This is a genomic window from Lachnospira sp. CLA-JM-H23 (assembly GCF_040096425.1).
GTDB lineage: Bacteria > Bacillota > Clostridia > Lachnospirales > Lachnospiraceae > Lachnospira > Lachnospira rogosae.
The window spans coordinates 23,725-36,262 of record NZ_JBBMET010000007.1 but is presented as its reverse complement, the minus strand read 5'-3'; the positions used below and the strand labels follow the sequence as shown (position 1 = coordinate 36,262).

At 34.7% G+C, this 12,538-nt stretch carries 10 protein-coding genes and 1 tRNA gene; 2 read left to right on the top strand and 9 right to left on the bottom strand.

The annotated features are described in order from the left end of the window. Window positions 1-15: 15 nt before the first annotated feature. Window positions 16-1,077, bottom strand: a complete 1,062-nt coding sequence (locus tag WMO42_RS09875; protein WP_055177386.1) for an FIST N-terminal domain-containing protein — start codon at window positions 1,075-1,077, stop codon at window positions 16-18. Window positions 1,078-1,418: 341 nt separating this feature from the next. Between WMO42_RS09875 and WMO42_RS09870 the strand changes: the two genes are divergently transcribed. Both WMO42_RS09870 and WMO42_RS09865 read left to right on the top strand, forming a co-directional pair. Further along, window positions 1,419-2,180 carry a DUF4866 domain-containing protein gene (locus WMO42_RS09870; RefSeq protein ID WP_055177384.1) on the top strand — a complete coding sequence of 254 codons (762 nt, stop codon included), beginning with the start codon at window positions 1,419-1,421 and terminating at the stop codon, window positions 2,178-2,180. After that, entirely contained in the window at window positions 2,167-3,507 is a 1,341-nt protein-coding gene (locus WMO42_RS09865) for a threonine/serine exporter family protein (RefSeq protein ID WP_055177381.1), read from the top strand. Before WMO42_RS09870 ends, WMO42_RS09865 begins: the two co-directional genes overlap by 14 nt. An 84-nt stretch (window positions 3,508-3,591) precedes the next feature. Here the strand turns inward: WMO42_RS09865 and WMO42_RS09860 are convergent, their stop codons facing one another. The 8 genes from WMO42_RS09860 to WMO42_RS09825 all read right to left on the bottom strand — a co-directional run bounded on the left by WMO42_RS09860 (window position 3,592) and on the right by WMO42_RS09825 (window position 12,537). Beyond that, complete coding sequence (locus WMO42_RS09860; RefSeq protein ID WP_055177378.1) at window positions 3,592-4,215, bottom strand: 2-dehydropantoate 2-reductase; 624 nt, start codon at window positions 4,213-4,215, stop codon at window positions 3,592-3,594. A gap of 126 nt (window positions 4,216-4,341) precedes the next feature. Beyond that, a complete protein-coding gene (locus WMO42_RS09855; RefSeq protein WP_349192187.1) occupies window positions 4,342-6,060 on the bottom strand; it encodes a methyl-accepting chemotaxis protein in 1,719 nt (572 codons plus the stop codon). A 332-nt stretch (window positions 6,061-6,392) separates the two neighbouring features. Further along, window positions 6,393-6,464, bottom strand: a tRNA-Arg gene (locus tag WMO42_RS09850). A gap of 111 nt (window positions 6,465-6,575) precedes the next feature. Then, window positions 6,576-7,502, bottom strand: coding sequence for a DUF3881 family protein (locus tag WMO42_RS09845; protein WP_022501194.1), 927 nt, complete (start codon window positions 7,500-7,502; stop codon window positions 6,576-6,578). A gap of 20 nt (window positions 7,503-7,522) precedes the next feature. Further along, window positions 7,523-8,920: an HD domain-containing phosphohydrolase gene (locus tag WMO42_RS09840; protein ID WP_055306995.1), complete on the bottom strand. Its 1,398-nt coding sequence runs from the start codon at window positions 8,918-8,920 to the stop codon at window positions 7,523-7,525. Between the two features lie 312 nt (window positions 8,921-9,232). Then, on the bottom strand, window positions 9,233-10,516 hold the full coding sequence (serS, locus tag WMO42_RS09835; protein WP_090141293.1) for a serine--tRNA ligase: 1,284 nt from the start codon (window positions 10,514-10,516) through the stop codon (window positions 9,233-9,235). 151 nt (window positions 10,517-10,667) lie between these two features. Continuing rightward, the gene (locus tag WMO42_RS09830) at window positions 10,668-11,216 is read right to left on the bottom strand and encodes a DUF4446 family protein (RefSeq protein WP_349192185.1); all 549 of its coding nucleotides are present in this window, start codon (window positions 11,214-11,216) and stop codon (window positions 10,668-10,670) included. A gap of 388 nt (window positions 11,217-11,604) precedes the next feature. Then, window positions 11,605-12,537: a ParB/RepB/Spo0J family partition protein gene (locus WMO42_RS09825; protein WP_055306997.1), complete on the bottom strand. Its 933-nt coding sequence runs from the start codon at window positions 12,535-12,537 to the stop codon at window positions 11,605-11,607. Window position 12,538 lies beyond the last annotated feature (1 nt).

Sequence of the window (12,538 nt, the reverse complement as noted above, 5' to 3'; positions counted from 1 at the left end):
TTTAAACAGTAACATTTATTCAAATACTACACAAGTCATTGTCTGGTTAACAAACTGCTGGTTGTAATGCTCCCCATAACCTATAAGACCAGCGTGGTCTCCTAATACGGACATAGACTTAAGATATGTTTCAAAATAATGCTCCTGTGAGAAGAGTAAATATCTGAATACACAATTAATAGAAAATACACCTGATATGTGTGTAAAATCTTTCTTTATCTGATTAATAGTATTTTCAACAACATGGGATATATCCTGTAATTCGAGTAATGTAAGAACATCAGAATCATTAACCTGGCGATAACACTCAAGCTTATCTCCAACAACTTCTTTAATAGATATTATACATATATCCTGACCATTCATCTTACCTAATGGATTCTTAAATGTCTGTGTCGCCATCTCCTTATCACCAATATTTAATATATCCTGATATACTTTTCTGGCTGGTCTTCCATTAAGCTCTCCTATAAGATACTTACTTCGGTCAGTCTTAGATGCAATAAAACGGCAAGCTGGAACCTGCTTATATATATTTTCCTTATAAACCTTAATCTTACCATCATTATTACGAATAAGTGCATATGCATCAGCATCAGCATAGATCTTTCCATTAACTGATACTTTTCCTCCATCACCAGTTCCACCTACAAGTGATATATGCTTCTTTCCAAGAACGCTGTAGATTGTAGTAAGCACACACGCATCATTACCTGAACAAAAGTCAATACATATTGTATTATTCTCTGATGCAGCAACCTTATTTATATCTTCCTCAAGTCTTCCAATATACTTTACAGGCATAGTCGAAGCCTGCTCAAGTACATTAGTCACTACACTTAAATTCCCCTCCATAGCAATAACTGCTACGCCATTATCCGCTACAACTGTCTGTCCTCCGTAGCTTCCTCCAATACAGCCAATGCTTGGAACACCTGGAAAATGTCTTTCCAGCTCTTCTACATGCTGCTCAAACTGCTCATTATTAGACATCAATAATAATAATTTTGGTGCAGTAATCTCACTTATAGCCTGTGCGAGATTACCACTCTTATCTACTCTGTATATCTGTTTCACGTTGTTCACCTTTCAAATAATTTTGATAATATTTTAGCGTAATTATAGTACAGCTTATTTAAGAATTCAACTATCTTGATTTTAAGACTTACGAATTACACTCCTGCAAACATATACCATTCTCCTTTGTCAGCTTAGACTTCCCCGATATTTTTTATTATGCCATAATTTTGTGCGGTTTTCAGCACATATAAAGTTCCGCAAGGAACTTTTAAGATGAGCACTTTTGTGCTCGTTATACCATAATGTTATGGCAATTATATTATTTATATTTTTCACTTATTGCCGATTCGATAGTATAATAACTGTCGAAATAAAAATATAAGAAAGGTCGGATATTTATGATAGAAAAAACAATATTTCCACGAGAAGAAAAAGCTGAGGTTTTATTTGATAAAATCTTAAGCGATAAGTGGGCATATAACAAGCTTTTTCAGACATTCTGTGATAATTTATTTTGCAATGACGATTCTGGTACTGATCTTTCGCCACTACAATTTACCGAGGCATTATTTAACTGCTACACTAACAAGGATTTATCTGCATTTCTTATGGCTATAAGCCAGAACACACTGTTTGACTTACTGAGAAATTCTTTTCTTATTCCATATCGCTTCAATGCTGACGGAAAACAAAATCCAATTATTATGACTGACGATAATGGTATTCTCTTACCAGAATATAAGAATACTGTTCACGAAAAAGACTATCAGCATTTTTATAACATTTACCAAAATCTTCATAATAATAAGAATATCTTTCTTGCCAAAGCCTACAGATACAGTCATATATATGGCGATGACCCATCTATTATTGAACAGCAGATTATTGAAGAAAATACAGGCATACTGCTTATCCGTGAGCTTCCTGACACAGTAAAACTTAAAGAAACTGAAGCCGAAGCCTACAGTGCTGTATGGGACCTTATGCTTGAACTTGAGAAAAATCTTCCTATGGCGTATATCTTCTATGGTCAGGACTCATATATAGATAATAACAAGCATTTTGATGAGTTGGGAATATTCCTTCCTAATTCTATCTTTTTGAAAAATCTTGAAAATCACGTTAAGAAAGCTGAGGAGATTATATATGCCAAAGACTAATTATATAGATATTATGGAAAAAAATCATATGGAGATACCTTGGCACGACTATACCAATGCTGACAGCAATGCACTGATTTCCGATGCTGACCTTATCGAAAAGGCTTCTGTTATCGGACGTGTCGGCTTGATTATGCTCTCGTGTGGTACTGGTGCGTGGCGTGTGCGTACATCTATGAACAGACTTTCCAAGGAGCTTGGCGTAACCTGTACTGTTGATGTTGGACTTATGTCTATTGAATTTAACTGTTTTGATGGAAATGACTGCGTATCCCAGTCACTCAGCATAGCTAATACAGGTGTCAACACATCAAAGCTTTACCGTATGGAGCAGTTTGTCGATAACTTTCCAAACGAAGAAGCTCATCTTACCGGTGAAATAATTCATAAACGTCTTGATGAAATTGAACAGATACATACCCTGTATTCACCGGTCAAGCTTGGACTTGCCGCCGCTCTTGCGTGCTGTGCGTTCACATTTCTTCTTGGTGGCGGACCTATTGAAATGCTTTTCGCTTTTATCGCCGCCGGTGCAGGTAATCTGATAAGAACCAAGCTTATTAAACACCATTTTACTTTGTTTTTAAATATAGCTGCTTCTATATCAGCTTCGTGTCTTATATATGCAATACTGCTTAAACTTGCCATTCTGCTGTTTAACATACCGTCAGTACACGAAGCCGGATATATATGCTCTATGCTCTTTATAATACCCGGATTTCCATTTATTACAAGTGGAATTGACCTTGCCAAGCTTGACATTCGTTCAGGTATTGAAAGACTTACTTATTCAGCAATCATAGTTCTTGTGGCAACTGTATTTGCGTGGATTATGGCATTAATTCTTCATTTACAACCTGAGGAATTCTCCAGCCTGAATATTGGCAATATAACTCATCTTATTTTAAGATTAACTGCAAGCTTCTGCGGTGTATTTGGATTTTCAATTATGTTTAACAGCTCTATTCCAATGGCGGCAACCACTGCTGTTATTGGTGCTATTGCCAACACACTCCGTCTTGAACTTGTTGACTTTACTGCAATACCTGCTGCCGCTGCCGCATTTATCGGAGCTGTAACTGCTGGACTGCTTGCTTCATTTATAAAAAAATATAATGGTTATCCACGTATATCATTAACCGTGCCTTCCATTGTTATTATGGTTCCTGGACTTTACCTGTACCGTGCAATATATAACTTTGGAATTATGTCACTGACAGAAGCGGTTTCGTGGTTCACCTCCGCAGTTATGATAATAATAGCACTTCCACTTGGACTTATATTTGCAAGAATTATAACTGACCGCACCTTCCGTTATTGTACATAATAATATAATAACAGCCGCCAGCTTTATTGTAATATGCTCCTGTCAGGTAAACATATTATTATACTGGTGGCTGTTATCATATTATTAATTATCCGTCTGTTGCTTAAAATATTCCTCAAATAACCTGTCAATCTCTTTCCACCCTTCGCACCTCACAAATCTGTCATCAGGAAGTTCTTCGTGTATGTTCCAAGGGCGGTTAAACACTGCCACCTTACAATTATCAAAATGCATAACGTGCTCAAAAGCTGACGGCGAATCCTCTATTGCAAAATCAAATGTCATATTATAAAGCTGCTCTAAAGTCATATTATATGCATAGTCCTGTTTACTGGTTTCACGACCATATTTATCAACACAGTATAATGGAACTCTTTTAAGATTGTGTTCATCAAGCCATTTTCGTGATGGCTCATACGAATTAAAAGGTCTTCCCGTGATAATATAGATTTCGTGGCCTTCATCAACCCATTTATTAATAGTATCTGCTGCCCCTGTAGTTTCCTCATAATTTAACAGATTCTCTGGCAGATGCCCTGCTATCATCATCTCTTCATACTGTTCATCACTCAAATCAAAAGTCTTTTTCAGATTAAAAAACTGCACTTCACGGTAAGGCACATCAATTCCGAATAACTCTTTTGCAAGTTTTGTAAAATGTTTTGCTGTTTCACATAATACATCATCAAAATCTATATATACTTTCATTAGTATTTTTCCTTTCATCTGCACTTACCGTCATCTTCATCTCCTTCAGTTAATTATGTTTTTCTACCAGATGATATATTCTCTGATTGTCAGAAAGAGATTCCCTCATGCAGCCAGCTATACTTTTTAGAATAACTTGAATCTTTTCACGCGTTCATTCATCTTATCTGCACCCTCTGCGAGGTTAATACTTATTGCTGTATTCTCTTCTGAAGATGCTGCAGTACCCTGTACCACACCTGAAAGCTGTTCTATTCCCTGTCCAATCTGTTCTAATGACTCTGCCTGAGTGTTAGCTTTCTCCATTGTGTTCTGTGCCATTTCTGCAAAAGAATTCATATCTGAAATAATCTGGTTAAAAGCTTCTGCTGTTGTTATTGTAATTTCATTTCCTTTTTGAATTTCAACTAAAGTCTTATCAATTAATTCTCTTGTATTAACCGCTGAATTAGCACTATCTGCTGCAAGCTTTCCAATCTGGTCTGCAACTACCGCAAATCCCTTTCCTGCTTCACCTGCCCTTGCAGCTTCAATAGAAGCATTAAGTGCTAACAGATTAGTCTGGGAAGCAATATCTTCAATATCGGTAATAATATTACCTATTTCCTTGGATATATCTGTAATATGTTCCATCTCTGTCAGTAAAACATTCATTTTTTCTTTTTCTTCGTTTGCTTTGTTTGCAGAAGCCTTTACACGTTCAGATGCGTTCTTTGTTTCACTTGCTGTATCCACTGCAAGGTCAACAACTGTATCTATCGTTGCATTCAGTTCCTGGATAACTCCTGCCTGCTCTGTTGCACCATCTGCTAACGACTTCGATGCACTTTCTACTTCTTTCGCATTATGTGTAACCTGTTCTGCAATACTGCTTATCTCTGACAATGTACTGTTAAAACGCTTTAAAATATACAGAAGCGAATCCTTTAATTCTGAAAAATCACCCAGAAACGGTGTAATATCATCACCATTTCTTGTTAAATCACCCTGTGCTATGAATTTAACCTCCCGTGAAATCTCGCTTACATAATCTGAAAGTATATTCATAGCTTCCTTAAGCTTTGTAATTGTTTCACCAAACTCATCATCAGATTCATATGTAAGCATATCCACGTTAGACAGCTCACCCTTTCTAAGGCTGGCAACTGCCTCATCAATCTGACGTACTGGTTCTGTAATTGAGTCTGATATTATCTTTCCTATAATTGTTGCAATCACTGCAATCGCTAATCCTGTTATGATAATGACAATAAAAATAATTATTGTACATATATTAGCAATTACTTTTGCCGTATCTAATTCCGCCTGAAAATCATCGCGTACTGAATTTAACTTTTCTACAAATTCCTTATTACTTTCATACATGCTTCCAATCATAAGATTAGCAGCATCAGCCTGTTTGCCTTCTCTACTAAGCTTATATATTTTATCTGAGGCTGACCTGTAATCCTCCCATGCAGAGCTTGCCTTTTCATAATCAGCTTTACCTGCCTGTGCTTTCTTATTTGAATTAATTATTTTCTCTAACTTAGAAGATATATCCTTTATCTGATTCTCCATATCATTAGTTTCTTTTTCACAGGCTGCCATAGCTGCTGTATCTGTTTCTACAAGATGCTGATACTGTTTGATTCTATATTTAGCAGTTATTGTTTGTAATTCCTGCAGACACTCAAGTGAAGGAGACCACACTTCCGTAATACTATGTATAGTCGAACGAATCACTAATGTTGATACAAGTGCCACCAATACAAAAAAAGCTGTCATCACTAATACCGCCATCCGGTATACCTGCAATTTCGCTGAAACTTTTAAATTACCTATCCATTTTCTTAACTTTGCCATATAATTTCCCTTTCTTTTGTTTTTATTTGTTTAATAAATTTTTCTGAATCACATTACAAAAAACCGGGTAAAAACCTCATATACCCAGTCTCATAATTATTGTCCATCAGACATTGATAAAACTATCACAATTCAATTTTAAATGCAATAGAAATTTATACTTATTGATGTAGTTTTTGTATGATTTTTTAAGAATGGATTTAGTTCCCTGTGCCCCCTTTTATTTTTTCGGTGTTCCAACTACTCATTTATATATTTTTATGGTGCTCACAATCACCATAAAATAAAAAATGCAACAATGAATTTTCACAATCATTGTTGCAAGAAATTAATGTTCCCTGCGGGAATCGAACCCACAACTAGCGCTTAGGAGGCGCTCGTTATATCCATTTAACTAAGAGAACAAGCTCCGTATCAGGGCTTTTCAGCCTTCAGGCTACGGTAACCATTTTTATTATGTGAGCTTAACGCCACTTATTTAATTATATCACATCTGTCCATTTCAGGCAAATATTTTAATTATTAAACTTAACACTTCCCTGCAGCCATATCTGCCCCTTAAATCTCCTGCCAACAGCGGGTTCGCCAAGCAGATGAGCCTGATTAATGGCAACAGTCATATTAAGGTCGTTACATTCAATAACCATTATATATATTTTCTCTTTGGTGTAATGATTAATCTCCTCAGACAACTCTAGTATCTCGCCGACTACCTGATACTGGTCGCACTCAACACCACAAGGCATAAATGAAGAATCAACTATTGAAAATACATCTTCCTTTACAATTCTGTGTGAAAGCTCATTGTATGTATCTATATCTTCTATTGTCAGGCTCTCTATTGCCGACTCGTCACCCTTCTTAGCCGCCTGTATAAGTCTTTGTCTGTCGTCCTTCTCCTTCTTCATTCTGACAGAATCTGACTTATTATTTCTTGTTGGAAGCATAATTATTCCGCCAAGTGACAATGCCGTAAGGCTTACCATTTTATTCTTTATTGGAATTTTATATACATAGCTTCTCGAATCTATATCGTAATCTTTCTGGTTAAGACCTTTTTCATCACAAATGTAATCCAGATAATCCATTACATTTTGCAGATAAAATATAAGGGTAACACCTGTCTTTGATTCATCACATACAACTGCATAGGATTCCTTATCCAGATGTCTTTCTATTGTAATCTCATCATTATCACATCTTGTTCTTCCAATAACAAATGGAAAATAATATTCATATATGAATTCTTTATCTTTAAATCTTCCGTATATGTACAAACCTGTAGACTCGCTTATTCTTACTATGACCGCACCACGGTTAAGCTCATTATTCTTTATAACAAGCCCCTTCTCCAAACTGTCCAGAATACCTGCGTGTATCATCTGCTCTTCAAAGTCCGAATCCACCTGCTCAAATCCTATAGCCTTTATATATAAATTCATAACAATCCTTCATTCCTGTATTACTCAGTATCTACAATAAACAGTGTAAGATACTCCATAAGATCTTTTTCCACCTCATCTTCATATAAAGATCCATCTGAATGTTTTAACATTTTAATTACCGGTCTGTCAGTAAACTTCTTATTCTGCCTTACAACAATGCCCGTTTCACCCTCACTTGTAATAACCTTAATTCCAACAGGATATACTGCTACTGTTTCAAGAAGCTTCTCTGCTATTGTTGCATCATATTTCAATCCCTGATTAGCTTTAATATACTCAATGGCCTCATATATCTTGAGCTTAGGATTACCCACACCACTTATAAGACTGTCAAAATCATCGCATAAAGATACAAGCTTAACTTCCATTTTCAGTTTATCTCCTTTATGAGAAAATGGATATCCCTTGCCGTCTATTCTTTCGTGATGTAAAAGTATTATTTCTTTAGCTATATCCGGTATCCAATCCTCGTCCTGAACAGAACTATACCCAAATATAGTATGCTTCTTATATTCTATTGCATCTTTAGTATTCATATATGTTTCATTGGTGTTCATATATGGTGTCTTAATGTATCTTAAACCTATGTCGTGAAGCATCGCTCCCATGGATACATTTTTAACCTGCTTATCACTCATTTTAAGTCTTAACGCCATAATTGTAGATAATGAACACACGTTGATACAGTGTGTATACATATCTGTTGATAAATTTCTTATCTCTGTTATATTGTTAATAACCTCTGGCTCTGAAAGCACAGATTCAATAATTCGTTCAGCCTCTAAACCTAATATTTTCAAATCCTGATTATGCTTGTAAATGTGTTTCTCAAGGACATTTTTAACAACTTTCCTCGAATTATTAGTCGTTTCTTCAACTTTATAGATATGTCTGTAATAACTATTACCACTATGCGATTTAGCTTTGCTATTGGATTCATTACTATCTATGTCCGATTTATTCAATTCATTATCGTGTAAGTTCTCTGCATTATGGCTGTCATTATTCACATTATCGCTGTCATTTTTATTATTGCTTTTATCTTGATAATAATCACTTTCACCACCATTATTATCGGTGTTACTGATGCCATCTTCGCTTACATTTTCTATTTCTTTATTGTAATTATTATCATTATCTATCCCTGTGCCATTACTATTATCAGAATAAATGTCATCGTCTTCACCCAGCTTATCATCTGTTCCAATAATTATATGACCATATTCACCAGGGTCAATTATTTCATCAGGATATTCTTTAATGCTTAGACTTTGTATTCCCAAATTCCTAATTCTGTTAATCAATTCTGAATTCAATACAACATCTGCATGTATAAGTACTGTGCCACTATCTGTCACTATAGGAAGGGCTGTTATCTCATTTCCCTTAAGATTTTTTACCTTAACCTGTTTCATACATACTCCATTTCCAGCATCTAAACTATCATAATAAACATCTAATATTATAAAGATAACACAAATTAATCTATATATCAAATAATATATAACAATTAAAAATATCCTGTATTGACGACAAATTATATGCACCTATATCATACTTTCCAGTACATATAATTCATCATCAACGCAGGATAACAATTATGTTAAATGTGTTTAACTAATTAACTTATTAAATTAAATACCTTGTGAAACCAAATATGTTATTAAATCAAATGTCTTGTCAGACTATATCTCTTGTTAAATTATATTTTGTTTCTTAATATTTAATTACTTGCTAAGTTCTGTCTTTCCACCCATATATGGCTGGAGTGCCTTTGGAATTCTAACGCTTCCATCAGCCTGAAGATTGTTCTCAAGGAATGCGATTAACATTCTTGGAGGTGCAACACAAGTGTTATTCAATGTGTGTGCAAAATACTTGTTCTTGTCTGGACCCTGTACTCTTATCTTTAATCTTCTTGCCTGAGCATCACCTAAGTTAGAGCATGAACCAACTTCGAAATACTTCTTCTGTCTTGGTGACCAAGCTTCTACGTCAATTGACTTAACCTTAAGATCAGCTAAATCACCTGAACAACATTCAAGTGTTCTAACCGGTATATCAAGGGAACGGAACATATCAACTGTATTCTGCCATAACTTATCAAACCACATTTTGCTGTCTTCTGGCTTACATACAACGATCATTTCCTGCTTCTCAAACTGATGAATTCTATATACACCTCTCTCTTCAATACCATGAGCACCTTTTTCTTTTCTGAAACAAGGTGAATAGCTTGTAAGTGTCTTTGGAAGCTCTTCCTCTGGTGTAATTGTATCAATAAATTTACCAATCATTGAATGTTCACTTGTACCTATAAGGTAAAGGTCTTCGCCTTCAATCTTGTACATCATTGCATCCATTTCATCAAAGCTCATAACGCCTGTAACAACATTACTTCTTATCATATATGGAGGAATACAATATGTGAAACCTCTGTCAATCATAAAATCTCTTGCATAAGAAATTACTGCTGAATGAAGTCTTGCAATATCGCCCATAAGATAATAGAAACCATTACCTGCAACCTTTCCAGCCGCATCAAGGTCAATACCATTAAACTTCTGCATAATCTCTGTATGATAAGGTATTTCAAAATCTGGAACTACTGGTTCACCGAACTTTTCAATCTCTACATTTTCACTGTCATCTTTACCTATTGGTACTGATGGATCAATAATGTTAGGAATTGTCATCATAATCTTAGTAACTTTTTCATTAAGTTCTGTTTCTTTTGCTTCTAGTTCCTTTAATCTGTCAGCATCAGTATTAACCTGAGCCTTAACAGTTTCTGCTTCTTCCTTCTTGCCCTGTGCCATTAAAGCACCAATCTGCTTAGAAAGCTTGTTTCTGTTAGCTCTTAACTCATCAGCTTCTGTCTTTGTAGCACGAGCCTGTGCATCAAGTTCAATAACTTCATCAACTAAAGGTAACTTTCTATCCTGAAATTTATTCTTTATATTCTGTTTAACAATATCTGGATTTTCTCTTACAAATTTTAAATCTAACATTTTTTCCTCCATATAACGAATTTGATACTCTTTTAATTATGCACCTTTTTATATATATTTTCCAGCATTTTATATATTTATTTATGTATCTTTTAATGTACTTTATTATATTCGTTATTATTCTAGTATTGCCATTATTATTTTCATCATTTTAATTATTAACTATATCGTTGACTTCTCTGCTAAGCTCAACATCACCCATTCTTCCAGCAACTGCCTGCTTTAACGCATTGGCTTCCTCATCACCTAATTCAATAAATGACTCACCATTAATAATCTCTTTAATATACGCAAAACAGCCGTTATTGCTGTGCATTACATTAACAAGACAGCCATTATCATTTTTATCAAGCATACATATTGCAAAACTTAATTTGCCGCCCATTTCATGAAAAGCATCATACTTAACAATTCCAACCTTCTGAAATGTATACTGCATCTTATCATATATATCTTTGATTGATTTTGTATTGTTCTCATATGTTTCTTTTAAAAGTTTCACATCGTCAGTATACTCTTTAATTATTTTCTCGATACTCTTTCCTTCTGAGCCTTCCATCATAATGTTGTACTTCTTCTTCATTGCCGATGACTTCACAATGGCTACAATAGAAAGAATAATTGCCACTATCAATAATACGATTATTCCAATAAGCACATATAATGTTGGTACGCTAAACAATCCAAATACATCTAACATTGTTTTATTCCTTTCGTTAATTATTTATCGTTTTAATATTTAATATATTTGTATTATATCTTAAATATCGTGCTGCCTTCCAGCACATATAAAGTTCCGCAAGGAACTTTTAAGATGAGCACTCTGTGATCATTATTTCTTAATTTTCGTGCTGCTTTCCAGCACATATAAAGTTCCGTAAGGAACTTTTAAGATGAGCACTCTGTGATCATTATTTCTTAATTTTCGTGCTGCTTTCCAGCACATATAAAGTTCCGCAAGGAACTTTTAAGATGAGCACTCTGTGCTCATTATTTCTTAATTTTCGTGCTGCTTTCCAGCACATATAAAGTTCCGCAAGGAACTTTTAAGATGAGCACTCTGTGCTCATTATATTTGAAAGTATTATTTAGTTAATCTTCTGCAATAATTCGTATATTCTCTCTAATTCTGCCTGAGAGTAATATTCTATTTCTATTTTTCCTTTATTGTTATTCTTATTCTTGATTACAACCTGAGTTCCCATAATTGCCTTCATCTTCTGCTCTAAATCTCTATAGACAAAATCATTCTTCGGAGCTTTCTTTTCTGGTTTCTCTGGTGCTTCAAGTGCTTTCATTAATTTTTCTACATCTCTCACACTTAACTTCTCGTCAAATATTTTCTGAGCAATCATATACTGCTTATCTTTATCTTCGATTGTTATAATTGTTCTTGCGTGTCCGCTGCTGATTTTACCTTCAATCACCATATCCTGGACTCTCTCATCAAGCTTTAATAATCTTAATGAGTTAGTAATTGCAGCTCTTGACTTAGAAACCTTTTCTGCAACCTCATCTTGTTTAAGTCTATAATCTTTAATAAGTCTTTGATATGCTTTAGCTTCTTCAATTGGGTTAAGATCTTCTCTCTGAATATTTTCAATAAGAGCAATTTCCACTATCTCCTGTGAAGAATAGTCTTTAATAATTACTGGTACTTCCTTAACACCTGCAAGCTTAGCAGCTCTCCATCTTCTCTCACCTGCTATAATCTCATAGTAATTATCTTTCTTCTGAACTAATAATGGCTGTAATACACCGTACTGTTTTATCGATTCTGATAATTCAATCAACGCATCTTCATCAAATGCTTTTCTTGGCTGATCTTTATTAGGCTCTATCAAAGATAATTTCACTTTAGTTTCTGCTGGTACTTCCTTTACAACTTCTTTGACTACCTCTTTAACAACTACATTTTCTTCTGTAGGTGCTTCAGGTATTAAATTAGAAATCCCTCTTCCCAATCCACTTGTCTTACTTCTTTTGGCAGAACTTTTAGTTCCAGTTGACTTTGTTGGCATA